29 protein-coding genes are annotated in these 24,321 nt (G+C 61.3%); 15 read left to right on the top strand and 14 right to left on the bottom strand.

The features are described 5' to 3' along the window. The first annotated feature begins 83 nt into the window (after nt 1-83). Nucleotides 84-497, top strand: a complete 414-nt coding sequence (locus ASE26_RS14460) for a rhodanese-like domain-containing protein (protein WP_055927258.1) — start codon at nt 84-86, stop codon at nt 495-497. On the opposite strand, the gene ASE26_RS14455 is transcribed toward ASE26_RS14460, so the two are convergent. Then, a complete protein-coding gene (locus tag ASE26_RS14455) occupies nt 498-1,103 on the bottom strand; it encodes a glutathione peroxidase (RefSeq protein ID WP_055927261.1) in 606 nt (201 codons plus the stop codon). Between the two features lie 37 nt (nt 1,104-1,140). Between ASE26_RS14455 and ASE26_RS14450 the strand changes: the two genes are divergently transcribed. Continuing rightward, nucleotides 1,141-2,118: a PHB depolymerase family esterase gene (locus ASE26_RS14450; RefSeq protein WP_055927265.1), complete on the top strand. Its 978-nt coding sequence runs from the start codon at nt 1,141-1,143 to the stop codon at nt 2,116-2,118. Here the strand turns inward: ASE26_RS14450 and ASE26_RS14445 are convergent. From ASE26_RS14445 to ASE26_RS14435, 3 genes are read right to left on the bottom strand one after another with little or no spacing between them, the layout of a single operon-like run. Continuing rightward, on the bottom strand, nt 2,084-3,103 hold the full coding sequence (locus ASE26_RS14445; RefSeq protein ID WP_229207083.1) for a HAMP domain-containing sensor histidine kinase: 1,020 nt from the start codon (nt 3,101-3,103) through the stop codon (nt 2,084-2,086). The two genes, ASE26_RS14450 and ASE26_RS14445, sit on opposite strands and share 35 nt — an antisense overlap. Beyond that, entirely contained in the window at nt 3,075-3,806 is a 732-nt protein-coding gene (locus tag ASE26_RS14440) for a response regulator (RefSeq protein WP_055927271.1), read from the bottom strand. The genes ASE26_RS14445 and ASE26_RS14440 overlap by 29 nt, the downstream gene beginning before the upstream one ends. Nucleotides 3,807-3,821: 15 nt before the next feature. Beyond that, nucleotides 3,822-4,313 (bottom strand): Spy/CpxP family protein refolding chaperone, encoded by a 492-nt coding sequence (locus ASE26_RS14435; RefSeq protein WP_055927274.1) that lies wholly within the window; start codon nt 4,311-4,313, stop codon nt 3,822-3,824. 208 nt (nt 4,314-4,521) lie between these two features. Here ASE26_RS14435 and ASE26_RS14430 point away from each other — a divergent pair, with 208 nt between their 5' ends. The 5 genes from ASE26_RS14430 (at nt 4,522) to ASE26_RS14410 (ending at nt 7,474) form a co-directional block, all read left to right on the top strand. Further along, nucleotides 4,522-4,707 (top strand): hypothetical protein, encoded by a 186-nt coding sequence (locus tag ASE26_RS14430; RefSeq protein WP_055927277.1) that lies wholly within the window; start codon nt 4,522-4,524, stop codon nt 4,705-4,707. Nucleotides 4,708-4,758: 51 nt separating this feature from the next. Continuing rightward, on the top strand, nt 4,759-5,046 hold the full coding sequence (locus ASE26_RS14425) for a hypothetical protein (protein WP_055927280.1): 288 nt from the start codon (nt 4,759-4,761) through the stop codon (nt 5,044-5,046). A gap of 47 nt (nt 5,047-5,093) precedes the next feature. Further along, complete coding sequence (locus ASE26_RS14420) at nt 5,094-5,414, top strand: hypothetical protein (RefSeq protein WP_055927284.1); 321 nt, start codon at nt 5,094-5,096, stop codon at nt 5,412-5,414. Between the two features lie 47 nt (nt 5,415-5,461). Beyond that, nucleotides 5,462-5,752 carry a hypothetical protein gene (locus tag ASE26_RS14415; RefSeq protein WP_055927286.1) on the top strand — a complete coding sequence of 97 codons (291 nt, stop codon included), beginning with the start codon at nt 5,462-5,464 and terminating at the stop codon, nt 5,750-5,752. Between the two features lie 111 nt (nt 5,753-5,863). Next, nucleotides 5,864-7,474 carry an alkaline phosphatase gene (locus ASE26_RS14410; RefSeq protein ID WP_055927288.1) on the top strand — a complete coding sequence of 537 codons (1,611 nt, stop codon included), beginning with the start codon at nt 5,864-5,866 and terminating at the stop codon, nt 7,472-7,474. 8 nt (nt 7,475-7,482) lie between these two features. Here ASE26_RS14410 and ASE26_RS14405 read toward each other — a convergent pair whose 3' ends face one another. Beyond that, the gene (locus ASE26_RS14405; RefSeq protein WP_057246456.1) at nt 7,483-9,081 is read right to left on the bottom strand and encodes an NAD(P)-binding protein; all 1,599 of its coding nucleotides are present in this window, start codon (nt 9,079-9,081) and stop codon (nt 7,483-7,485) included. Beyond that, a complete protein-coding gene (locus ASE26_RS14400) occupies nt 9,081-10,592 on the bottom strand; it encodes a polyamine aminopropyltransferase (RefSeq protein ID WP_055927292.1) in 1,512 nt (503 codons plus the stop codon). The genes ASE26_RS14405 and ASE26_RS14400 overlap by 1 nt, the downstream gene beginning before the upstream one ends. Nucleotides 10,593-10,656: 64 nt before the next feature. Here ASE26_RS14400 and ASE26_RS14395 point away from each other — a divergent pair, with 64 nt between their 5' ends. The 6 genes from ASE26_RS14395 (at nt 10,657) to rsgA (ending at nt 15,343) form a co-directional block, all read left to right on the top strand. Beyond that, nucleotides 10,657-11,043: a DUF350 domain-containing protein gene (locus tag ASE26_RS14395; protein ID WP_055927296.1), complete on the top strand. Its 387-nt coding sequence runs from the start codon at nt 10,657-10,659 to the stop codon at nt 11,041-11,043. 11 nt (nt 11,044-11,054) lie between these two features. After that, nucleotides 11,055-12,101 (top strand): SPFH domain-containing protein, encoded by a 1,047-nt coding sequence (locus ASE26_RS14390; protein WP_055927299.1) that lies wholly within the window; start codon nt 11,055-11,057, stop codon nt 12,099-12,101. A 10-nt stretch (nt 12,102-12,111) separates the two neighbouring features. Then, nucleotides 12,112-13,593 (top strand): DUF4178 domain-containing protein, encoded by a 1,482-nt coding sequence (locus tag ASE26_RS14385; protein WP_057246455.1) that lies wholly within the window; start codon nt 12,112-12,114, stop codon nt 13,591-13,593. Then, nucleotides 13,590-13,763, top strand: coding sequence for a hypothetical protein (locus ASE26_RS31205; RefSeq protein WP_200953774.1), 174 nt, complete (start codon nt 13,590-13,592; stop codon nt 13,761-13,763). The genes ASE26_RS14385 and ASE26_RS31205 overlap by 4 nt, the downstream gene beginning before the upstream one ends. Next, nucleotides 13,760-14,119, top strand: coding sequence for an adenosylmethionine decarboxylase (gene speD, locus ASE26_RS14380; RefSeq protein WP_055927306.1), 360 nt, complete (start codon nt 13,760-13,762; stop codon nt 14,117-14,119). Before ASE26_RS31205 ends, speD begins: the two co-directional genes overlap by 4 nt. Before the next feature lie 210 nt (nt 14,120-14,329). Further along, on the top strand, nt 14,330-15,343 hold the full coding sequence (rsgA, locus tag ASE26_RS14375) for a ribosome small subunit-dependent GTPase A (protein WP_057246454.1): 1,014 nt from the start codon (nt 14,330-14,332) through the stop codon (nt 15,341-15,343). On the opposite strand, the gene ASE26_RS14370 is transcribed toward rsgA, so the two are convergent. Beyond that, nucleotides 15,340-15,729 (bottom strand): VOC family protein, encoded by a 390-nt coding sequence (locus ASE26_RS14370; RefSeq protein WP_057246453.1) that lies wholly within the window; start codon nt 15,727-15,729, stop codon nt 15,340-15,342. The two genes, rsgA and ASE26_RS14370, sit on opposite strands and share 4 nt — an antisense overlap. A gap of 115 nt (nt 15,730-15,844) precedes the next feature. On the opposite strand from ASE26_RS14370, the gene ASE26_RS14365 reads away from it, so the two are divergent. Next, complete coding sequence (locus tag ASE26_RS14365; protein WP_055927314.1) at nt 15,845-16,399, top strand: hypothetical protein; 555 nt, start codon at nt 15,845-15,847, stop codon at nt 16,397-16,399. Here ASE26_RS14365 and ASE26_RS14360 read toward each other — a convergent pair whose 3' ends face one another. From ASE26_RS14360 to ASE26_RS14350, 3 genes are read right to left on the bottom strand one after another with little or no spacing between them, the layout of a single operon-like run. Next, complete coding sequence (locus ASE26_RS14360) at nt 16,400-17,083, bottom strand: SDR family NAD(P)-dependent oxidoreductase (RefSeq protein ID WP_055927317.1); 684 nt, start codon at nt 17,081-17,083, stop codon at nt 16,400-16,402. A 31-nt stretch (nt 17,084-17,114) separates the two neighbouring features. Further along, entirely contained in the window at nt 17,115-17,882 is a 768-nt protein-coding gene (locus ASE26_RS14355) for a LytTR family DNA-binding domain-containing protein (protein WP_055927320.1), read from the bottom strand. Continuing rightward, nucleotides 17,861-18,901, bottom strand: coding sequence for a sensor histidine kinase (locus ASE26_RS14350; RefSeq protein WP_162259176.1), 1,041 nt, complete (start codon nt 18,899-18,901; stop codon nt 17,861-17,863). Before ASE26_RS14350 ends, ASE26_RS14355 begins: the two co-directional genes overlap by 22 nt. A gap of 170 nt (nt 18,902-19,071) precedes the next feature. Here ASE26_RS14350 and ASE26_RS14345 point away from each other — a divergent pair, with 170 nt between their 5' ends. Further along, nucleotides 19,072-19,899, top strand: a complete 828-nt coding sequence (locus tag ASE26_RS14345; protein ID WP_057246451.1) for a DUF2306 domain-containing protein — start codon at nt 19,072-19,074, stop codon at nt 19,897-19,899. Between the two features lie 48 nt (nt 19,900-19,947). Here the strand turns inward: ASE26_RS14345 and ASE26_RS14340 are convergent, their stop codons facing one another. The 4 genes from ASE26_RS14340 to atpA are packed head-to-tail and all read right to left on the bottom strand — an operon-like array spanning nt 19,948 to nt 24,316. Beyond that, a complete protein-coding gene (locus ASE26_RS14340; protein WP_055939532.1) occupies nt 19,948-20,373 on the bottom strand; it encodes a F0F1 ATP synthase subunit epsilon in 426 nt (141 codons plus the stop codon). 52 nt (nt 20,374-20,425) lie between these two features. After that, nucleotides 20,426-21,826 (bottom strand): F0F1 ATP synthase subunit beta, encoded by a 1,401-nt coding sequence (gene atpD / locus ASE26_RS14335; RefSeq protein ID WP_055939529.1) that lies wholly within the window; start codon nt 21,824-21,826, stop codon nt 20,426-20,428. A 30-nt stretch (nt 21,827-21,856) separates the two neighbouring features. Then, nucleotides 21,857-22,729 (bottom strand): F0F1 ATP synthase subunit gamma, encoded by an 873-nt coding sequence (gene atpG, locus ASE26_RS14330; RefSeq protein WP_055939526.1) that lies wholly within the window; start codon nt 22,727-22,729, stop codon nt 21,857-21,859. Nucleotides 22,730-22,774: 45 nt separating this feature from the next. Beyond that, nucleotides 22,775-24,316, bottom strand: a complete 1,542-nt coding sequence (atpA, locus tag ASE26_RS14325) for a F0F1 ATP synthase subunit alpha (protein ID WP_055939521.1) — start codon at nt 24,314-24,316, stop codon at nt 22,775-22,777. Nucleotides 24,317-24,321: the final 5 nt, after the last annotated feature.

The raw sequence follows: 24,321 nt of genomic DNA, 5'->3' as shown, positions 1-24,321 counted from the left end.
GCAATATGGCATTCGCGCCACTGCCTGGGGCGGAGCCGGCGGCCGACAATGGAGCCACTTTCAACCGCTACAGGAGAATCCAGATGCCATCCATCGTCACCGAAATCGCCGCCGCCCCGAGTGCCGACGCCCTCGCTCACTTCGAAGATTCGCTGCGATTTGAAACCGATTGCTGGGATGTCCACAGCGTGATGGGCACCGCGCAGCAGGATTTCGTGCTGCTCGACGTACGGGGAACGGAGAAATTTGCAGCCGGTCACGTGCCCGGCGCGGTGGACCTGGCGCAGCGCAAGATTATCGGCTCCAAACTGGCCGGATACCCGCCGGAGACCGTGTTTGTCACTTACTGCGCCGGCCCGCACTGCAACGGCGCAGCGCGGGCGGCAATCCGGCTGGCCAAGCTTGGCCGTCCGGTGAAGATCATGACCGGAGGGATCACCGGCTGGCTGGATGAAGGCTTCGCCCTCGCCTCCGCGCCGGTGGCCGCCGCCGCGTAATCAGCCCGCGAGGGCCTTCTCGAGCGCTTCAACCAGCGCCTTGTCATCCGGTTTGACCTTGCTCGGGAAGCTCTCGACCACATTGCCCTTGCGATCGATCAGGTATTTATGGAAGTTCCAGGCCGGCGTCCTGCCGGTCGCCTTGATCAGCTTCGCATAGAACGGATTCGGCGCCTCGCCCGACACCACGGACTTGGCGAACATCGGGAACTTCACGCCATAAGTGTTGTAGCAGAGGTCAGAGATCTCCTTGCTGCTGCCAGGTTCCTGCCTGCCGAAATCATTCGACGGGAAGCCCAGCACGACCAGACCTTTTCCCGAGTATTTCGCATACACTTCTTCCAGTCCTTTGTACTGCGGGGTATAGCCGCAAAAACTGGCCGTGTTGACCACCAGGATCACTTTGCCGGCGTACTGGCACAGGTCCTGCGGCGCATCGTCCTGCAGGCGGTTGAAGGACTGTTTCAGGATGGCGGGGCAGCTCGCCGCCGGCGCATTGGCGCTGGGGGCGGCTGCAGGTTGCGCGGCAGGTGCCTGTGCAAAGGCAGCAGCAGCGCTTAGGCTCAGCGCGGACAGCGCTGCAAACTTGGTGAGGATAGATGGCATGGGTAGTCTCTTCCGGTACGTTCGAATTTCCGATTGTATGACAATTGCAGGCTGCACGTTGACGCTGGCCGCCGCACAAGCCGTGGCCGGGCCGGCGCCGCTGCCCGCGATGAAAGCGCAGCAGGTATCGATATCCGGCCTGTCGTCGGGTGCCTTCATGGCGGTGCAATACCAGGTCGCCTACTCCGGCAGCGTGGTTGGCGCAGGCATCATCGCCGGCGGCAGTTATTACTGCGCGCAAGGCAGCATGATGAACGCCATCGGAAGCTGCAAAGGCGCCGACGTCGGCGAGCTGGCGGCGGTGACCCGCAAGCGCGCCGAGGCCGGCCAGGTCGATCCGGTCGCGAAACTGGCCTCGCATCGCGTATGGATGTTCTCCGGCACCCTCGACAAGCTGGTGCCGCCGGCCGCGATGGCCGACCTGGCGAAATACTACGCAGCCTTCATTCCCGCCGCACAGCTTCAATACAAGAACGACCTGGCCGCCGGCCATGCCATGCCGACCGACAGCTATGGCAACAAGTGCGACGCACTGGCCGCGCCGTTCATCAGCAATTGCGGCTTCGACGCGGCCGGCGGCCTGCTGCAATGGATTTACGGACCGCTGAAAGCGCGCGCCGACAACGCCGCCCCGGCGGGCAAGCTGCAGGAATTCGACCAGTCCGAATTCCTCCCTTCGCCCACCACGCACGGCATGGCCAACACCGGCTATGTCTACATTCCACCGGGTTGCGAAACCGGCGGCGCGGGCTGCAAGCTGCACATCGCCCTGCACGGCTGCATGCAGGACATCGGCACCTTGAAAGATACCTATGCCCGCCACGCCGGCTACAACGCCTGGGCCGACACCAACCGCATCGTGGTGCTCTATCCGCAAACGGCGGCAATCAGCCCGATGCCCAATCCCAAAGCGTGCTGGGACTGGTGGGGCTACGACGATCCGGACTACTCGGTGCAGGGCGGCCGCCAGCTGCGCGCCATCAAACGGATGGCTGACCGCCTGACGGGAGCGTAACCCGGAAGCACGCGCCATGCTCGCCGTTTGGCAGGCATTCGACCTCGCCGCCATGGCGGCGGACAATCTGGCGCACCAGCGACAGGCCCAGCCCGACGCTGCCCGCCTTCTCCGATGCCCCGGGAAGCCGATGGAACGGCTGAAAGATGCGCTCACGCTCGGCCGCCGGTACACCCGGACCCCGATCGCAAACATCGAGCATGGTTCCGCCCGCAGCGCCGGCCAGCATCACGCTCACCTCGGCCTCGCCGCCATGGCGCCGGGCGTTTTCGAGCAGGTTGCGCACCATGCGGCGCAACAGCGTCGCATCGCCGCGCACGACGCCTGCGCCCCCGTCCAGCGCAGCATCAAGCCGCGCGCACTCTTCGGCGACGATACCGGTAAAGTCCACCTCTTCCGGTGCCGCACCATCCTGCGGCACCGCATCGAGCCGGCTGGCCAGCAAGACTTCATCGATCAACTGGTCCAACTCCGCAATATTTCGTGCCAATTCCTGGCGTATCGACGGACTGGCTGAATCCTGCAGCAGTTCGACCGCCATGCGGATCCGCGCCAAAGGCGACCGCAGTTCATGCGACGCGTTGGCCAGCAAGGATTTTTGCGCCTCCACCAGCGCCTCGATGCGCGCGGCCGAATCGTTGAAGCTGGCCGCCAGTTGCGCCACTTCGTCCGAGCCCTTGGCATCGACGCGCGCGGCCAGGTCCCCACGCCCCCAAGCCTGCACACTGCCCTGCAGTTGCTCCAGCCTGCGCGTTATCCGCCGCACGACCGGATAGGCGCCCGCCGCAATCACAATCGCGATCATCAGTAGCAGCAGCGTCACCGCCATGGTGGCATTGCGCGGCATATGACGCGGCGGAGCGAACCAGAAGTGGATGTAGCCGAACATCAGGACGGCCAGCAGGATGCAGGCCAGCAGCGTCGCGTAAATGCGCACGTACATGCGCGAGCCGAGGCTACGCATCCTGGACTTTCGCGAAGACATAACCGGCGCCGCGCACGGTGATGATGCGGCGCGGTGCCTTGGGATCATCTTCGATCGCCGCGCGCACTCGGCCCACATGAACGTCAATGGAACGGTCAAATGGCTCCAGCGCGCCGCCTTTGAGCGCATCGATCAACTGTTCGCGCGACAACACGCGGCCGGCGCTGTGGGCGAAGGCCATCAAAAGATCGAACTGGTAAGCCGTCAGCGGGCGCTCGGCGCCATCGACACGCGCAATGCGTGCGCCGGGGTCGATTTCAAGGCGCCCGAAGCGCAACGGCGGTTCGGCGCCCGAGGCCCCGGCCGGGCCTGCCAGGGTCGGACGGCGCAACAGGGCACGCAAGCGCGCCAGCAACTCGCGCGGCTCGAATGGCTTGGGCAAATAGTCGTCGGCCCCAAGCTCCAGGCCGATGACACGATCCAGCGGATCCCCCTTGGCCGTCAGCATCAGCACGGGCAGGCTGCGCAGCGGTTGCGGCATGCCGCGCAGGCGGCGGCAGACCTCCAACCCATCGAGGTCGGGCAACATCAGGTCCAGGATCAAGGCGGAGAAACTGCCCGGCGCGGCCTGCGCCAGCCGATCCAATCCCGCCTGCGCGGTACAGGCATGCTCCACGCGCAGGCCATTCTGGGCCAGGTAGGTTTCAACCATGGCCGCCAGGCGCTGGTCGTCGTCGATGATGAGGACAAGGGGTTGGGACATGGTTGAAACTATAACTTAATGACTCCCCATATGGCTCGTCGCCATCATGTGCAAGGCCCCATTGAACCTGGTGCGCTGTTCCGGCGAGAGCACTTCGGCGGCATCCATCGCCGCCGCCAGCACGCGGCGCGACATCAGGTCCATTTTCTGCACATGGTCGGCGCGCAGGGCCTCCAGCGCAGCGCGGTCGATCGCCGGCTGGGAGAGCTGGCGCGACATCGCCTCATGCCCCTCCTGCAATTGCTGGTGGATCGGCTTCACGTCGTTGAAGCAGGCCTTGGCGATTTCGGCCAGGCGCGATTTCTGGGCCTCCGTCGCATCGGGCAGGATGTGCGCCACCATTGTTTGGATGTGCTTGTCCGCCTGTGCGGCATCCATCGTCCACGGACTATGGCCATGGCCGTGGACGTGGCCCTGGCCGCCTGCATGGTCTGCACCGGCATAAGCTCCGGAACCACCCAGGGCGGCAACAACAGCGGCAATTGCGATCCAGGACTTCTTGTTCATGACATCTCCTGATAAAGGTTTGTGGGTAGGGCCACTTTAGGGAGCCGGCATGTCGCTTCGATGAGTCCTGCGTAAAGTTTTGTAAATCTGCGACAAATGTAAGGGTTTGTAATGACGGTCAACACACTGCTGAGTGAACCCGTTTTCAGCTCAGTGACACAGGAAACAGTGCGCTACACAAGATCAACTAAATAGTGAGGATTTAAAAATGAAAAAAGTCATCGCAACCCTGATCGCCGGCCTGTTCGCAAGCGCCGCATTCGCACAACAAACTCCTGCCCCAGCTACCCCAGCGGTCCCGGAAGTCAAAGCTGAAGTCAAGGCCGAAGTCAAAGCCGAGGTCAAACAAGAAGTTAAGCAGGAAGTTCAAAAGCCTGCAGCTGAAAGAAAGTAATCGAATAATTAGCTAAACGATTTATACAAATTCTTCCAAAGGACACGCACCATGAAAAAGACCATCGCTACCCTGATCGCCGGCCTGTTTGCTACCGCTGCCTTCGCTACCACTCCGGTTGCCCCAACCACTCCAGCGCCAGCAGCAGCTCCTGCGGCAGCCGTGGCAGCCACCAGCGCCAAGGCTGAAGCCAAGGTAGACGCGAAAGTCGAGAAGAAAATCGAACACAAAGGCACGCACAAGAAGGCTGAAAAGCCTGCTGAAACCAAAACCGAAGTGAAGGCGGGCGCCACCCCCGCAGCTGCGCCTGCGCCATCCGCCGCTCCAGCAGCCAAGTAATCCTCGCCAAACCGAATTTAAGACTACTGATTAAAAGGACACATACCATGAAAAAGACCATCGCTACCCTGATCGCCGGCCTGTTCGCTACCGCTGCATTCGCTACCACCCCTGTTGTTCCAGCCGCTCCGGCGCCGGCGGCAGCTCCTGCGGCCGAAGCCAAGGTAGAAGCAAAAGCAGAAGCCAAGACCGAAGCAAAAGTCGAGAAGAAATCCGTGCACAAAGCAGCACACAAGAAGGCGGAAAAGCCTGTTGAAACCAAGTCTGAAGTGAAGGCGAGCCCGGCTGCGACCACGGCCGCGGCGCCTGCACCGGCTGCAGCTCCTGCTCCTGCTCCAGCTCCTGCCGCAACCCCGGCAGCCAAGTAATCTTTGCCAATCGCGCAGCCCCAAACTCGACTTAAAGGACACACACCATGAAAAAGACCATCGCTACCCTGATCGCCGGCCTGTTCGCTTCCGCTGCTTTCGCTACCACCCCGGTTGCTCCAGCTGCTCCGGCGCCGGCAGCAGCGCCAGCCGCTGAAGCCAAAGTAGAAGCCAAAGCAGAAACCAAGACCGAAGCAAAAGTGGCAAAGAAAACCACTCACAAGAGCACCCACAAGAAGGCCGAAAAGCCTGTTGAAACCAAGTCCGAAGTGAAGGCGAGCCCGGCCCCAGTCACGGCCGCGGCGCCTGCACCGGCAGCAGCTCCTGCAGCCAAGTAATCCCGCCTCTCCCCAAAAAGGCCTCTTCGAGCACGAAGAGGCCTTTCTTCATTTGCCCGTCACATTCGGAAAATACATTGATGTACCGTCCAACATCAATGAGGTTTCAATATGACGAATCCCGGCTATACCCGCCGACGCTTCCTCACCCACAGCGGGGCATTCACAGTAGGCAGCGCAGCGTTCGGCCTGGCAGGTTGCGGCTCCGGCAGCTCCACGGCAGCGCCGAACATCATTGCTTCCGAATCCGAACGTCCCAAGCTGCCGTATGGATTCCAGATCGGCGACATCGCTGATGGCCGCGCCATGGTATGGGCACGTTCCGACCGCCCGGCCCGCATGCGCGTGGAGTTCGATACCACTGAAAGCTTCCTTAATCCACGCCAGGTGATCGGCCCGACTGCCACCGAGGCAAGCGATTTCACCAGCCGTATTGAGTTGACCGGACTGCCTTCCGGCGAGAAGATATTCCTGCGCGTCTCCTACGACAGCGCCACCGACCTGAAAATCGGCAGCGAACTCGCGACAGGCAGTTTCCGCACCCTCCCATCGCCGGACGGCAAACGCCCGGTGCGTTTCGTGTGGAGCGGCGATACCGCAGGCCAGGGTTGGGGCATCAATCCCGAATTTGGCGGCATGAAGATCTACGAAGCCATGCGCAAGCGCCAGCCGGACTTCTTTGTCCACAGCGGCGACAATATTTATGCCGATGGGCCGATCAGCGCCGAAACCAAAGCGGAAAATGGCCGCATCTGGAAGAACATCGTTACCCCGGAAGTGTCGAAAGTCGCCGAAACGCTCAATGAATTCCGCGGCCGCTACCGATACAACCTGATGGACGAGAATGTCCGCCGTTTCAACGCCGAAGTAGCGCAGATATGGCAGTGGGACGACCACGAAGTCACCAACAACTGGTCGGCGTCGAAGGACCTGGGAGGCGACACCCGTTACACCGAGAAAAATATCCAGACGCTGATCGCGCGCGGCAGACAAGCCTTCCTGGAATACGCCCCGATGCGCTGGGGCGACCAGCCTGAATCGCAGCGCGTCTACCGGCGGATTCCCTACGGCCCCTTGCTTGACGTGTTCGTCCTCGACATGCGCTCGTATCGCGGCCCGAACAGCACCAACCTGCAAGCCGTCGAGAGCGACGCAAGCGCCTTCCTTGGCCCGGCACAAGTCAAATGGCTCAAGGACTCGCTCGCGCAATCAACCGCAACGTGGAAAGTGATTGCCGCCGACATGCCGATCGGCCTGCAGGTGCCCGACGGCAAGGACGCCGGCGGCACCGCACGCTGGGAAGCAATCGCCAACGGCAATGATGGCGTGCCTTTGGGCCGCGAAATCGAAATGGCCGGCCTGCTGCGCGACATCAAGCCGATCAAGAACGTGGTGTGGATAACTGCCGACGTGCACTACTGCGCCGCCCATTACTACGATCCGGCGCAGGCCCAGTTCACCGACTTTTCGCCATTCTGGGAGTTCGTTGCAGGCCCGCTGAACGCAGGTACTTTCGGCCCCAACGCCCTGGACGCCACGTTCGGGCCACAGGTCAAATTCCAGAAAGCCCCACCCGCCGGACAGTCCAACCTTTCACCATTCGCCGGTTTCCAGTTCTTCGGTGAAGTGAACGTCGACCCATTGACGAAAGCGTTCACCATCGACCTCAGGGACCTGGACGGCGCTTCGGTCTACTCCAACACCTTGCCGCCGGCGGCCTGACCCGGCAGCTAACCGCGCAGTGCCCGCTGCGCTGCGCGGTATCCCCACCAGGACGCTTCCTCGAACACCGAGAAGCCACTCAGGTCCGAGTGCGCAAACAGCACCGGACCGTCCATCTCGCGTAACGCCTTCAGACCCGCATCACCGCGGAATCCAGGCACCGGCACTGCCATCGCATGGCCGCGCAAGGTAATGTCCACACGCTCGACGCAGCGCTCGAATTGCGCGCCGTAGGCTGCTTTCAGGTCAACGCTCGCCAGCGCCAGCAATTCGTCGCCGCTGGCAGCCGTCATCCACTTGCGTGCCTCGCGCGGATCGCGGTCGGCCAGCGCCACGTAGCTGGTGAAGACGGTTTTCTCAGGCGGCGCCACGCGAATATCCTGGTGGGTCGACACCACGTAACCCAGGCCCTTCGCGCCATGCACCACGTTATCCCAGGACAACGGCACCTCCGGCAACTCCCGTGGAAAACGCTTCATCAGGAAATTTGCCACCATCCAGGGTGCGTGGATCTGCTTGTGGACATCCGGCATGTTTTCCACAACCCTCGCCGCAACATGCAGCGGCATGGCCGAAATAACGCGCCGCGCACGAATCGTGAACGTGCGTGCCACGCCGCGTTCCAGCGCAAAGCAAAGCACCTCCACGCCAGCGGCGCCGTCCGTGTGCACTCGCACCGCGCTGCCCGCAAGCCGCTTTGGCCGCGCCAGCCGCTCCATCCCGCTTGCCAGCGCCTGCAGTCCCTCCGGCCAGGTCAGCCAGGAACCCGGCTCCGCGTTCTCCGCTTCGCCGCCGCGCCCGCAGAAATAATGCAACCCCGCCCAAGCAGATACCGCATCGACTCCCGCGCCGTAATCGTCGCGGCAGCAGTAATCCATGTACCAAAGCAGGGAGGGTGCCCGATAGCCGTGCTGCGCCAGCCACGTGCCAAAGCTCATGCCATCAAGCTGCATCGATTCCGCATCGGTCGACGAATGCTCGCTGGGGAAGGTAAATCGGCGCCGCCCATCCGCCCCGACCGCGCCGCGCAACACCTCCACCTGCGCAAAGAAGCGCTTGTGCTCGGCCAGGTCGGCATCCGGCACGCCTTCATGCGGCAAGACGCCTTCCTGCCAGACGCCGTTGAACAGCAGCCGATCTTCCGGTGCATGCAGCACGAAGCGCTCATCGTAGTAGGGCTTGCGCGACGTGGCCCCACGCTGGATCACCCCCAGGTCCGCCAGCAATTCGCGCACGTGGGCGCATTCCTCGGTCGGCAGCGGCAGGTAATGCGCACCCGTTGGATAAACCAGCGAACCAAAATGCCCGCCGGCCGCATTGCCATACGGTTCCGGCCCATCGAGCATCAGGAAGTCATCATGCCCCTGCTTGCGCAACTGCCAGGCCGCTGTCAGTGCGGCGATACCGGTACCGAGGATCAGCACGTCCGTCGACAGCGCCTGCGAAGGCGCAGGCAAAGGCTTGCGGTCGCGCAGGAAGTGGCCCTCCTCCCGCCCCGGGGCATTCACTGCCGGCGTTATCTCCTGCCAGCGCAGGTAGCCCGCCACGCTGGCCGCCGCGGTAGCGCCGCTGGCCGCGGCCCAGGCCAGGAAAGAACGGCGCAGCATCAGCGAATCACCCTGCGCCAGTCCTGTTCGAATTCATGCACCAGCGATTGGGTGTTGAGCCGGTTCGGCGCCATCGGCAGCGGTTTCATATCCGGCGGGAAGGCAAACATGGCGCGCGTGGTTTCCGCGTTCAGGAAGCGCATCGGAAGGCTGTACGACTCGGGCGGCCGGTATTCAAGCTGCGGCGAGGCCATGATGAAGCCCCATTCGCCAAACGATGGCACATACAGGTGATACGGCCAGGTGCGCATGCCCACGTCACGCAGCGTTGCATCGACCGTCCAGTAAGCATGCGGTGCAAAGAACGGCGATGTCGCCTGCACTACAACCAGCCCGTTAGCCGCGATATGCTTTTTCAGCACACCATAGAACGGCACCGAATACAGCTTGCCCAGCGCAAAACTGGAAGGATCGGGGAAGTCGACGATCGCCGCATCGAACATATCCTGGTTCTGCTGCAGCCAGATCGCCGCGTCGGCATTCACCACGGTGACGCGCTTGTCGCGGAAAGAGCCCTTGTTCAGCGCCACCAGCTCGTCGCGGCTGGTAAACGCTGCAGTCATCGCAGGGTCCAGGTCCACCAGCGTCACGTGTTCCACCTGTGGATAACGCAAAACTTCACGCAGCGCCAGGCCGTCGCCGCCGCCCAGGATCAGCACCCGCCTGGCCCACGGCAGCGCGCCCATCACCGGATGCACCAGCGCCTCATGGTAACGGTACTCATCGCGCGACGAAAACTGCAGGTTGCCGTTGATGTACAACCGCAGGTCGTCCTTCCATTTGGTGATGACCAGGCGCTGGTACGGCGTGCTGGTCGAATACACGATCTCATCGCCGAACAAGCCATGCTCGCCCCAGCCGGTCAGCCGGTCCGCGCCGCTGAAGCCGACCACCAGCGCCAGCATCACCGCGCTGGCGCGCAGCAAACGGCCTGTCACGTTCGCAAGCTCTGTGCGAAAAACGTAAATTGTCCACAGCGCGACCGCGATATTCAGCATCCCGAACAGGAAACCGGTGCGCACCAGTCCAAGTTGCGGCGCCAGCACCAGCGGGAACAGCAGCGACACGGCCAGCGCGCCAAGGTAGTCGAAGGTCAGCACCCGGCTGACCAGCTCACTGAATTCCGTCTGGCGCGAGTTCAAGGCCCGCATCACCAGCGGAATCTCCATGCCCACCATGGCCCCTACCAGGAATACCATCGTGTACAGCAACGTGCGGAACGGCGCGGAAGCCAATGCAAAAGTCATGAACAGCACCGCAGCCGACAGGCCGCCGACCAGGCCAACCGCCAATTCGATGTCGACGAAGCGCGCCAACACGTCTTCGTCCTTCACATATTTGGAAAAATGGGCCCCGACGCCCATCGCAAACAGGTAGCAGCCGATAATGGTGGAGAATTGCAGCACCGAGTCGCCCAGCAGGTAGCTGGAAAGAGCACCGGCGATTAATTCGTAGGCAAGTCCGCAGGAAGCGACGACGAAGACTGAAACAATGAGAATCTTTTTGGTCATTTGAGTGCTTTTGTTCTAATATGTTTCTTTTGCTACAAGCTTGTCACTTTAACCGGGGATCGACGTGAACGCCATCCTAAATTATCTGGTCCACTTGGCACTGGCCGCGCTGTTGTTGGTAGTCTTCTTCAAAGCCTATACCTGGCTGACGCCCTATGACGAAGTAAAACTGATCCGGCAGGGCAACCACGCCGCAGCCCTGTCGCTGGGCGGGGCCATGCTGGGCTTTTCGATGACCATCGCATCGAGCATCCTGCATACCAATAACTGGCAGCAGTTCCTGGCCTGGGCCGTCGGCGCGATGGTCGTGCAAGCGCTCGGCTATGCTGTTACGACGCACTGCCTGAAAATGGCGCAAGACCAGATTGAAGCCGACAACAGCGCCTTTGGCGGCCTGCTCGGCACTATTTCGCTTTCCATCGGCGGCATCAATGCCGCCTGCATTTCCTAAGAGGTCACATCATGGGTATCGGCAGCTTTATCAAGAAGCAGTTTATCGACGTACTGCAGTGGAATGAAGAAACGGAAGGCGTACTGTCCTGGCGCTACCCGATGCAGGACTTCGAAATCCAGAACGGCGGCGTGCTGATCGTGCGCGAGTCGCAGGTCGCAGTATTCGTCAACGAAGGCCAGATCGCCGACGTGTTCGGACCTGGTACCCACAAGCTCACCACGCAAAACCTGCCGCTGCTGACCAACCTGAAAAACTGGGACAAGCTGTTCGACTCGCCGTTCAAGTCGGATGTCTATTTCTTCAGCACCCGCGTGCAGACCGGCCGCAAGTGGGGCACCCCGCAGCCGATCACGATCCGCGACAAGGATTTCGACATGATCCGCGTGCGTGCCTTCGGCATGTACTCCTACCGCGTAACCGATCCGCGCAAGTTCTTCACCGAATTGAGCGGCACCCGCAGCACTTACACCCGCGACGACGTGGAAGACCAGCTGCGCGGCATCCTGCTGGCCTCCATGGCCAACTCGCTGGGTGCTTCGCAGATCGCATTCCTCGACATGGCGGCCAACCAGGCCCTGATGGCGCAGGAAGTCAAAGGCGGCCTGGCCGACGCATTCGCGCGCTACGGCATCGGCCTGGATGAATTCAATGTCGCCAGCGTCAGCCTGCCGGAAGAACTGCAAGCCGCGCTGGACGAGCGTATCTCCGCCGGCATGAAGGGCGGCATGAGCGATGCCAAGATGGCCGGCTACACCAAATACCAGGTGGCGCAATCGATCCCTCTGGCTGCCGGCAACGAAGGCGGCCTAGCGGGCATCGGCGCCGGCCTTGGTGCCGGCCTGACCGTCGGCCAGGTGATGGGCCAGGCCATGGGCCAGGCGCTGAACCCGGGCGCGGCACCAGCTCCTGCTCCAGAAGCAGCTCCGGCCGCGCCGGCGCAGGAATCGATCGAAGACCGCCTCGGCAAGCTGAAAGCCCTGCTGGACAAGGGCCTGATCTCGGCAGCCGATTACGACGCCACCAAGGCTGAATTGCTCAAGAAACTGATCGGATAAGCCAGGCCGCATGCAAACCGTTTCCTGCCCTAGCTGCGGCGCAGAGGTTAACTTCCGCTCGCACGCCTCCGTCATGGCGGTGTGCGAGTACTGCAACACGCGTGTACTGAAGGAAGCCGGCGCGGTCAAAGACCTGGGCAAGATTTCCTCCGTGCTGGAGGACTATTCCCCGATCCAGGTCGGCACCAGCGGCGTGCTGGGCGGCCGCAATTTCAATGTGGTGGGCCGCATCCAGCTTAAGTACGACGCCGGCATGTGGAACGAGTGGTTCATCGTCTTCGACGACGCCACCAGCGGTTGGCTGGGCGATGCGTCGGGCCAGTACACGGTAACCACCCTGCGCAAACCCGACTCGCAGCTGCCGGCCTTTGAAGACATCGTCCCCGGCAAGCCCTACCAGCTGGTTGGCGCGCGCTATATGTCGGCCGACGTCAGGACCGCGCAATGCGTTGGCGGCCAGGGCGAACTGCCGTTCAAGGTAGGCGACGGCTGGCAAGCGAAAGTCGCGGACTTCCGCCGCGCCGACCATTTCATCACACTCGACTACTCCGACGACGGCCCGCCGCTGATGTACACCGGTATCGCAGTCACACTGGAGGGCATGCAGGCCCAGTTGCTGCGCGATGTCGACGAAATCAAACGCACCACCGGCCGTTACCGCGGCAAGCTCGATGCGCTGGAATGTCCGAACTGCGGTACCCAGATCAAATACCTGCCCGGCTTGACGGCCAGCCTGGTTTGCCAATCCTGCCAAACCCAGATCGACGCGGGCGGCCCGAAAGCGGAAGTCATCGCAATCGGCGAGCGGCAAGAGAAGGAGCGCTTCACGCTGCCGCTGGGTTCCAGCGGCAAGCTGGGTAACCAGGACTTCACCGTAATCGGCGTGATGCGCCGTGCCGACGACGAAGGCAGCGGCTGGACCGAATACCTGCTGTACGGCAGCCGGAACGGCTTTACCTGGCTGGTAGAGACCGAGGACGGCTGGTCGCGCGCGAATGTGATGGACCAGTGGCCGGAGGCGAAAGTACTGGATTCCCAATCGGTCACCTTCGACAAGGCCGACTACAGCAAGCTGTATGACTACAACTCCGTCGTCACCTACGCGGCCGGCGCCTTCAATTGGCGCGTGCAGGTGGGCGACCATACCCACGTCTACGAGTTCAAACGCCAGCAAGTCACGCTGGCGGCCGAAATCACGACCACCGAACTTGGCTGGTCGCGCTCGACTCCGGTCGCCTGGGATCAGCTCAAAGCCTGGTTCGGCGATGCGGTCAAAGGCGAAGCGAAGGCCGGTAGCGCGGCTGCACAAGATTCCGGTAAGGGCCGCTATGCGCGCTCGGCCAAGAATTGGATCATCGGCATGCTGGTACTGAACGCGATTCCGCTATTGTTCAACTTTGGCGCCAGCTTCGGCGTCACTATTGTGGCCGCCCTGGCGCTTTACCTGCCGGCATTGGTGCTGGATGCAATCGACGAGCAAAACAAAAAATGAATAAATTCTTTGGCTACGCCGTGGTGGTGAGCATGTTCAGCGTGGGCACAAGCTGGGTCAAATTCATCAGCGAACCTTCGTCGAGCAGCGGCGGCGGCTATCGCGGCAGCAGCTGGTCCTCCAGCTCCGGCAGCTGGGGCAGCGGTGGCGGCGGCGGAGGCCACAAGTGAGCATTCACCAACCTAGTGGCACGCACCTGCTCGCGGACATGGCAGGCATCGATCCGAGCCTGCTGGTGGACTGCACAGCGATTGAGCAATTGCTGCGCAGTGCAGCAGCGGCGGCCGGCGCCCAGGTGCTGCACAGCCACTTCCACAGTTTCGGCGCAGGGCTGGGCGTGACCGGCGTGGTACTGCTGGCGGAATCCCATATTTCCATCCATACCTGGCCGGAAAACGGCTTTGCGGCCGCCGACATCTTCATGTGCGGTGCTGCCCAGCCCCACCTGGCGCTGGAAGCCATCGAGGAAGCACTGCAACCCGAGTGCTCGGAAGTCCGTACCGTCGACCGCGAGCCACCGCATTGACTTGCCTTGCCGCCAATGCGACACTGGCGGCTTACCCACCAACCCACAGGAGATTTGCCATGCGTTCGTTTGATATTGCCCTCCTGTCGGCTGCCTGACCTTCTGCGTTTGAGCTAGAGCGCCCCGCCGGGCGCCGACATTTCCAGACTATTCCTGCTTGCCACGCCGCGCGTGGCTGGCTGTGTTCACCTATGGAAAACGCTCATCATCATGATCGACTTCGACTACGAAGCATTACGCAGTATCGGACTTAACAACACCATCGTTTCGCGCCTGGCTGAAGCCCCTGCCGGCCGGCTATACCGCATCACCGAATACCAACGCGACCGTATCACCCTGCACGACGGCACGGCGGAACTGCACGCACGCGCCCTGCCCCGCCTGCTTGCCGATACACCGCTCTGTGTCGGCGACTGGGTAATCGCGGAGGTCAACTCATTAAACGAGGTGTGGATAAATCATCGTTTATCCCCAATGAATCAATTTGCACGCGCAGATGCTCCACCGATCGCCAGCAATATCGATACCGCTTTGCTGGTCATGGGGCTGGACGGCGATTTCAACTTGCGCCGTATCGAACGCTACCTTGCGTTGGCCGCAGCCGCCGAAGTCACGCCACTGATCGTCCTCAGCAAACCCGATCTCGGCGCCGACATCGACAGGCTGGTGGCCTCGCTGACGGAACGGCTCCCGCCGCGCACGCAATTCCTGCTGGTGAATGGCACTGATCCGGAGTCTGTCGCCCAACTGGCACCCTGGCTGGGCGCGGGCCAGACGATCTGCCTGCTCGGCTCGTCCGGCGCCGGCAAATCGACGCTGACCAATGCGTTGGCCGGAGCGGCGCAGGAAACCGGCGGCGTGCGGCGCACCGATCACCGCGGCCGCCACACGACAACAGCACGGTCGATGCACCTGTGCCCTTCCGGCGCCTGCATCATCGATACCCCGGGCTTGCGCAGCCTGAGTCCCGAATCCTTGTCGTCGGCCTTCGATGATATCGATTCGCTGGCGACAGGCTGCCAATTCCGCGATTGCCGGCATGAAGGCGAACCTGGCTGCGCTGTGCTTGGCCATGTCGATCCCGACCGCCTGCACAACTTCCACAAGCTGCAGCGCGAGGTACAGCGCAACCAGCAAACCGCACTGGAACGGATTGCCGAACGGCAGAAATGGAAATCCCTGATGAAGTCGGCCGCTGTGCGCAGCCGGCTGAAGCGGGGCTAGTTCTCCTGGACGGTGGCCTCGATGTTATTGCCGTCGAGGTCAATAATGAAGGCGCTGTAGAAGTTTGCATCGCTGACGCGTGGACCTGGCGGGCCGTTGTCTTCGGCCCCCAGGTCAATCGCCGCATGGTAGAACGCATTCACCGCGTCCCGGTTCGGAGCGGAAAATGCCAGGTGGACGGGACTGCGCGATGGTTCGTGACCGCTTTCCCAAAAGCTGGGAATTTCCGCGCCTACCCACAGGAAAGGATGGCCGGTGCCGGAGGCATAAATGGCCCAGTCCAGGTCAGACACTGAGCGCCGGATTCCAAGCGGCGCCAGGCAGGCATCATAAAGCGCCGCGCTGCGCACGAAATCCGAAACGACGATACCGAGATGGTGGATCATGCGTGCCTCCCGTCGCTACTTTTGGTTCAAGACTAACACTGCGCCAAAGCGGGCGGCGCACCACTCAGCTAGCCGGTCGGGTAAACTGTGGGACCAGAAAGAAGAGGTTCACACCATGCGCAAAGCCGCGCCACTCGCCCTGCTGCTAGCCCTTGCCGGCTGCGGTGACACTTATACTCCTGCCGCGCTATACCAGGCGACTTCGCCGGATTGCGGCACGCCGGTCGACGCCGATACCTTTGAGTTCCCGCGCGGAATTACCGTGGCTGCCACGACAGTCCTGCCGCAAGCAGCCGACGGCGGAATGGAGATCGGGGTCAACTACATGCTGCCCCGCACGACCCAGGTTCACTTTGCCACTGCCCACTTCCAGGTCAGCGAACCGAAGGGCCCGCTGATTGAAAACGCGACGGTGCTGAGCGTCTACCAGCGCCCGACCAACGCGAAGCCCGAGATCGTCGAAATCGTTAACGGTGTGCCGCTGGCCCTGTATGCCGTCGGCACCAGCGACGACACCCAGTTCCGCTACCGCCTGATCATCAAAGGCAAAATGCCGAAACGCTTCGACCTGACCCCGCCCGACGTCATCATCGGCGAGAAGCGCTACGTCTCCCGCACCTTTACCTACCGCTGGTTTGAGGACAAGCAAGCCTACGGCATGTGCCACTGATCAGGTGCAAGGGATCGCCGCACCGTGGATGGCACGGGCAGCGGGGCTGCAGAGGTAGAGGATCACGTCAGCCAGCGCTTCCGGCATGACCCATTTGCCGCGGTCGGCGTTCGGCATCGCGGCGCGGTTGTCCGGCGTATCGATGGTGCCTGGCAGGACGCAGTTGACGTTGATGCCCTGCCCGCGCAGTTCAGCCGACATCGACTCGGTGAGGCGGATCACTACGTCCTTGCTGGCACAGTAGGCACCCATATTCGCCAGGCCCTGGCGCGCCGAGCCGGAAGCGATATTCACGATCTTGCCGCCCTGCCCGTCCAGCATGCCGGGCACCACTGCGGCAACGGCGTTGCGCAGGCTGCGCACATTCAAATCAAACAGCTCGTCCCATTGCGCATCGGCGGTGGCATGCACCGGCGTGCCCATCGCGAAGCCGCCGGCGATATTGCACAAGCCGTCGATTCGGCCGAAGCGTTCGGCACCGGCACCAACCGCGGCGGCGACTGAGGCTGCGTCGCGCAGGTCGGCGACGGCAAACATGCGGCGTTCGCCCGCCGGTCCACAGGCAGCTTCCAGCCGCGCGGTATCCCTTCCAACGAGAACGGTATTGGCGCCGGCTGCATCGAAGGCTCGCGCGACGGCGCTGCCAAGTGCTCCCGCCGCGCCGGTGATGAAGATCGTGTTCATTGCATATCCCTCATTCGATAGTGTGGTGATTCTACATTTGCCTGAAATGGTGCAGATAGCTGCGGCTGACCGGCAGTAGTTCGCTGCGGCCGTGCAGGTGAAGCTCGGCTGTTTCGTTCATTCCGCGTATCATTTCGCGCACATACCTCAAGTTGACGATGACCGAGCGGTGGGTTTGCACGAATTGTGCTGGGTCTAGTTCTTCGGCCAATTCGCGGATGCTTTTCCTTATCAGCGCTTCTCCCTCATCCCATGCGACCAGCGTGTATTTTTCTTCGGCGCGAATGTAGGCCACCTGGTCGACAGGGATCAGGCGAACGCTGGTGCCAACTGACGCTTTGATCCACTGTAGCCAGGCGCGCTGCGGCTGCTTGCCCATTGCCTGCGCGACGCGGCCAAGCGCCAGTTCCAGCGCGGAGTGATCGACCTGTTTGTGCACTAGCCTTTGCTGCAACCGTTCGACAGTATCGGCCAGCCGTTGCCCATTGAGCGGCTTTACCAGATAGTCGATTGCCCCCTGTTCGAAGGCCTGGATCGCGTACTGCTCAAATGCGGTAACAAAGACGAGGTGGGCACGGCGTGCCAGGGCCCGCGCCACTTCGATTCCGTTCAGTCCAGGCATCTGGATGTCTAGAAACACCATGTCCGGCTGGTGAACGTCAAACAGTTCGAGCACTTCGTAGCCGTTACGCGCTTCATCAACGACGCGCAGGTCGGGCCAAAGTCGCTGCAATTGCGCGCGCAGGTGCTGGCGCAGCAATGGCTCGTCGTCTGCGATCAGGGCAGTGATGGACTGCATTCGGTTTCCCTAACTGTGAAATGACATTCTGCGCGCAGTCCGTGTGGCGCGACTTCATGCAGGTCGAGACGGGCCGTGTCGCCAAAGGTGGCGCGCAGCCGTGCACGCACATTGCCCAGGCCGGCACCGGGTGCGGCCGATTCCGGCATTCCTGAGCCGGTGTCTGCTACCCAGACGTTGACGGCTCCTGTGCCGCGGTCGCGCTTGGCGCCCACATCGATACGGCCGCCATCGGTCGTGGGATCTATGCCGTGGCGGACTGCGTTTTCAACGAGCGTCAGTAAAGCCATGGCGGGAAAGCGCAGGCTGGCCAGCTCCGGCGCAACCGACAAGGTGTATGTGAGCCGGTCAGGCATACGCATCCGCATCAGCGAAAGATAGGCTTCCACCAGTTGTAATTCCCGGCCCAGCGTCGCGTCTGCATCGGCAAGGTGTGGGCCGGCTGCGCGCAGGTAGTTGATCAAATGGCGCAGCACGGGAGCCGCGTTAGGCGAGCCTGCTTCGACCAGGGCCTGGATATTTGCCAGCGTATTGAACAGGAAGTGGGGCTCAATCTGTGCCTGCAACAAACGCAGGCGAGCATCGAGCAAGCTGCGCTCGAGCGCATCCTTTTCACTCGCCGCGCGGGCGCGGTCGTCCCGTTCACGAACCAGGCGTTCGAGGCGCAGTGCGATCGCCGCCGAGACCAGCCCGCATATCCAGGAAACGAGCGTCAGGACGACCAGCGCGCCCACGCCCTCCACCCTATCCAGGTATTTCCCGACATGCGGCCACTCCGCGACGATAAAAGTGGCCATCGAAGCAAGCGGCGCCAGCAGCGCGATTGCCAGCAGGCGCAGCACAGCGTGGCGCCGTGCCGTGGCATAGAACACGAACAGGAAAACCGCGCCAATGAATCCAATGCGCGCAAATACCGGCAGGAAGGCTGTGGAAAACAGTGCCTTTAATCCCCAGGACAATTGCAACGCGATGAAAAGCGCAATGGCGCCCTGTCGAGATGTCGGCAGGCGGCGCGGCAAACGGTTGGCCGGGTTGACGGGGTTAATAGGCATGCAAGTACGATAATCGCTTCATGCCCGTCATTCAAGCCCAGCAAACCGTGGTTCATCGCAAAATTCCGTGGGCCAGGCTTCGCATTCCCACGCGCGCATCTAAGTTGAAGCAGTCAACTTAACCAGGAAGCCACGCCATGACGACTGCCACTGCAACTTCTTTCCCACCGCTCCCAAAAAGCAGCCCTGCGCGCGCACTGAAGGCCGCAGCGACCTTTTGGTTCACCGTGACCGCCGTGGGCCAATTGATGTTTGTGCTGTATATCCTCGGCTTTCATGGCCGCGCGGTAGTACAAGGCCACCCGGAAACTGTGAACAAAGTGCTGCCCAAGGGATATATGCCTGGCGATCTGGCGGGCAACGTTGCGCTGTTCATGCACGTCGCGTTTGCAGTCGTGATTATTGCCGGAGGATTGCTGCAACTGGTACCGCAAATGCGCACCGTGGCTCCGGTGCTGCACCGTTGGAACGGGCGGACCTACGTAGCGCTGGCAGTTGTTTCAAGCCTGGCCGGCATGTTGATGATGGCGACGCGCGGGACAGTGGGCGGACCATTCATGTATGCGGGGATGACGCTCGATTCGCTGCTGGTATTGGGGTTCGCCTATATGGCGGTGCGCGAGGCACGCGCGAGGCGCTTCGATAGCCACCGGCGCTGGGCCCTGCGGCTGTTCATGGCCGTCAGCGCTGTCTGGTCTTTTCGTGTCGGCCTGATGGGGTGGCTGCTCATTAATGGCGGACCGGTGGGTTTCGATCCCGTGGCATTCCGCGGTCCCTTCCTCGATGTCCTCGCGTTTGCGCAATACTTGCTGCCGCTTGCCGTGCTGGAGCTCTACTTTCGTGCCCTGGCCAGCCGCAGCATGCTGGCTGGTCGCGCCATGGCAGCGACGTTGTTCGCGGCAACGACCTTGATGGGGGTCGGCATCTTCGGCGCGGCGATAGGAATGTGGCTGCCGCGCCTGTAAAAGAAAAAGGCAGCCGAAGCTGCCTTTCCAGTGCAACGAGAAAAGGGATCAGCCCTTGATCTTGCGCAGTTTTGCGATTGCTGCCAGCTGGCCGATAGCCGCTGCCAGTTCCGCTTGTGCTTTCGCGTAGTCGATGCCGGTCTGCTTGTTGGCCAGGCTTTCTTCCGCCAGTTTCTTGGCAGCTTCAGCTTTGGCTTCATCCAGGTCGTGACCACGGATCGCGGTGTCAGCCAGGACCGTCACAGCGTTAGGCTGCACTTCCAGCAGGCCGCCGGCGACGAAGACGAACTCTTCTTCAGCCTGGCCTGGAATCTGGATGCGCACCGCGCCTGGACGGATACGGGTGATCAGCGGGGTGTGCTTAGGGTAGATACCCAGCTCGCCCTGCTCGCCCGGCAACGCCACGAAAGTCGCTTCGCCCGAGAAGATCTGCTCTTCGGCCGAAACCACATCGACGTGAATAGTGTTTGCCATGTTTATCCTCTGTAGATAGCAGCCCCGCAAGCGAGGCCGCTACTTCAATCGATTAGCCCAGTTTCTTGGCTTTTTCGATGGCTTCGTCGATGGTACCAACCATGTAGAAGGCCTGTTCTGGCAGGTGGTCCAGTTCGCCGGAAGCGATCATCTTGAAGCCCTTGATCGTGTCTTTCAGCGAAACGTACTTACCTGGGGAACCGGTAAACACTTCAGCAACGTGGAACGGCTGGGACAGGAAACGCTGCATCTTACGAGCGCGTGCCACGACCAGTTTGTCTTCTGGAGCCAGTTCGTCCATACCCAGAATCGCGATAATGTCGCGCAGTTCCTTGTAGCGCTGCAGGGTGCCCTGAACGGCGCGTGCGGTAGCGTAGTGCTCTTCGCCCACGACCAGCGGGTCCAGCTGGCGCGAGGTCGAATCCAGTGGGTCAACCGCAGGGTAGATACCCAGTGCAGCGATGTCACGGGACAGAACGACGGTCGAATCCAGGTGACCGAAGGTGGTCGCTGGCGACGGGTCGGTCAAGTCATCCGCTGGAACGTACACGGCCTGGATCGAGGTGATCGAACCGGTCTTGGTGGAGGTAATACGCTCCTGCAGACGGCCCATCTCTTCAGCCAGGGTAGGCTGGTAACCCACTGCGGAAGGCATACGGCCCAGCAGTGCGGAAACTTCGGTACCGGCCAGGGTGAAGCGGTAGATGTTGTCCACGAAGAACAGAACGTCACGGCCTTCGTCACGGAACGATTCAGCGATGGTCAGGCCGGTCAGCGCAACGCGCAGACGGTTACCAGGTGGTTCGTTCATCTGACCGTAAACCATGGCCACTTTGGAGTTGGCCGGGTTTTCCAGGTCAACCACTTTAGCGTCAGCCATTTCGTGGTAGAAGTCGTTACCTTCACGGGTACGCTCACCAACACCAGCGAACACGGACAGGCCCGAGTGCGCTTTAGCGATGTTGTTGATCAGTTCCATCATGTTCACGGTCTTGCCCACACCTGCACCGCCGAACAGACCAACCTTACCACCCTTAGCGAATGGGCAGACCAGGTCAATCACCTTGATGCCGGTTTCCAGCAGGTCCTGGGATGGGGACAGTTCGTCGTAGGCAGGGGCCACGCGGTGGATCGAAGCAGTCTGCTCGTGGGAGACAGGACCGCATTCGTCGATCGGGTTGCCCAGCACGTCCATAATACGGCCCAGGGTGGCTTTACCCACTGGAACCATGATTGGTTTGCCGGTGTTCTGGATGGTCATACCGCGACGCAGACCGTCGGAGGAGCCCAGAGCAATGGTACGGACAATGCCGTCACCCAACTGCTGTTGCACTTCCAGGGTCAGCTCGGAGCCTTCCATTTTCAGCGCGTCAAAAACCTTAGGCATCGCGTTGCGTGGGAACTCAACGTCCACCACAGCGCCGATACACTGAACGATTTTGCCATCAGCCATGTTCGTTCCTTCAAATATAGTTAAATTCGTTTAAACCGCTGCCGCACCGGCGACGATTTCAGACAGTTCTTTGGTAATTGCAGCCTGGCGGGTCTTGTTGTAGACCAGCTTCAGCTCACCGATCACGTTGCCGGCGTTGTCCGATGCGGACTTCATCGCCACCATACGCGCCGATTGCTCGGACGCCAGGTTTTCTGCAACGGCCTGGTACACCAGCGCTTCAATGTAGCGCTCGAGCAGTTCGTCGATCACGGAAGCAGCGTCCGGCTCGTAGATGTAATCCCAGTTGTGGGACTTGTCATCGGCCTTCATCTTGTCCGCGGTCAGCGGCAACAGCTGCTCGACCAACGGTTCCTGCTTCATCGTGTTGATGAACTTGGTGTAGCACAGGTAAACGGCGTCCAGTTTGCCTTCCTGGAATTTCTCCAGCATCACTTGCACTGGGCCGATCAGCTTTTCCAGGTGCGGCGTATCGCCGATCTGGGTAGCTTGTGCGACCACTGGTACACCGATGCGGTTCAGGAAGCCCAAACCTTTGTTACCAATTGCGACTGCTTCAATCTTGTTGCCTGCAGCTTCCAGCTCGCGGGTCTTGTTGGTCACCATACGCAGAACGTTGGTGTTCATACCACCGCACAGACCTTTGTCGGTCGTCACGATGATAAAGCCCACAGCCTTGGCTTCCGTACCGGCTTCAGCCAGGAACGGGTGCGTGTACTCGGGGTTGGCATTCGCCAAGTTTGCAGCGATATTACGAATCTTGTCACTGTAGGGACGGGCGGCGCGCATACGGTCCTGCGCTTTGCGCATTTTCGATGCGGCGACCATTTCCATCGCCTTGGTGATCTTCTTCGTATTCTCTACGCTCTTGATCTTGCCACGTATCTCTTTGCCTGCTGCCATGATCCTTCTCCTTTGCGGGGTGGCCCGTTGCCGGGCCACCAGGTATTAGTTTGCGAAGGATTTCTTGAAATCAGCAATGGCGGCCGACAGCGCAGCTTCGCCGTCTTTGTCCAGTTGCTTGCTTTCTTCGATCTTGGCCAGCAGTGCGGAGTGCTTGGTCTTCAGGAACGAGTGCATTTCGCCTTCGAAGGCCAGCACGCGCTTGACTGGAACGCTGTCCAGGAAGCCTTTGTTCACTGCGAACAGCGAAGCGCCCATCAGGGAAATCGACAGCGGCGAGTACTGAGCCTGCTTCAGCAGTTCGGTCACGCGGGCACCGCGGTCCAGCTGCTTACGGGTCGATTCGTCCAGGTCGGAAGCGAACTGCGCGAACGCAGCCAGTTCACGGTACTGTGCCAAGTCGGTACGGATACCGCCGGACAGGTTTTTGATGACCTTGGTCTGGGCAGCACCACCAACGCGCGATACCGAGATACCTGCGTTAATCGCAGGACGGATACCGGAGTTGAACAGCGAGGTTTCCAGGAAGATCTGGCCGTCGGTAATCGAAATCACGTTGGTTGGAACGAACGCCGAAACGTCGCCAGCCTGGGTTTCGATGATTGGCAGGGCGGTCAGGGAACCGGTCTTGCCTTTGACAGCGCCCTTGGTGAAGGCTTCGACGTAGTCGGCGTTCACGCGAGCTGCGCGTTCCAGCAGGCGGCTGTGCAGGTAGAACACGTCGCCTGGGTACGCTTCGCGGCCTGGTGGGCGGCGCAGCAGCAGGGAGATCTGACGGTAAGCAACTGCTTGCTTGGACAGGTCATCATACACGATCAGGGCGTCTTCACCGCGGTCGCGGAAGTATTCGCCCATGGTGCAACCGGAGTAAGCCGAGATGTACTGCATTGCTGCGGATTCCGAAGCGGAAGCGGCGACAACAATGGTGTACTCCATCGCGCCGTGCTGTTCCAGGGAACGCACGATGTTCTTGATGGTCGATGCTTTCTGGCCGATAGCGACGTAGATACAGGTAACGCCCTGGCCTTTTTGGTTGATGATGGCATCAACTGCAACGGCGGACTTGCCGGTCTGGCGGTCGCCAATGATCAGCTCACGCTGGCCACGGCCGATTGGTACCATCGCGTCGATCGACTTCAGGCCGGTCTGCATAGGCTGGCCGACGGACTCACGGGCGATAACGCCTGGAGCGATCTTTTCGATTGGGGAGGTCAGGCTGGTGTTGACAGGACCTTTGCCGTCGATCGGCTGGCCCAGCGCGTTAACTACGCGGCCGCACAGTTCAGGACCGATCGGCACTTCCAGGATACGGCCGGTGCACTTGACGGTGTCGCCTTCGGAGATGTGCTCGTAGGCGCCCAGAATAACGGCACCAACGGAGTCACGCTCCAGGTTCATTGCCAGGCCAAAGGTGTTGCCTGGGAATTCCAGCATCTCACCTTGCATCACGTCGGACAGGCCGTGGATGCGGCAGATACCGTCTGCTACGGAAATTACGGTGCCTTGATTGCGCACTTCAGCGCCGCCGTCAATGCCTTGGATCCGGCTCTTGATCAGCTCGCTGATTTCGGATGGGTTGAGTTGCATACTAA

Source organism: Duganella sp. Root198D2, from assembly GCF_001428585.1.
GTDB lineage: Bacteria > Pseudomonadota > Gammaproteobacteria > Burkholderiales > Burkholderiaceae_D > Rugamonas.
This window is presented reverse-complemented; position numbering and strand designations above follow the sequence as displayed.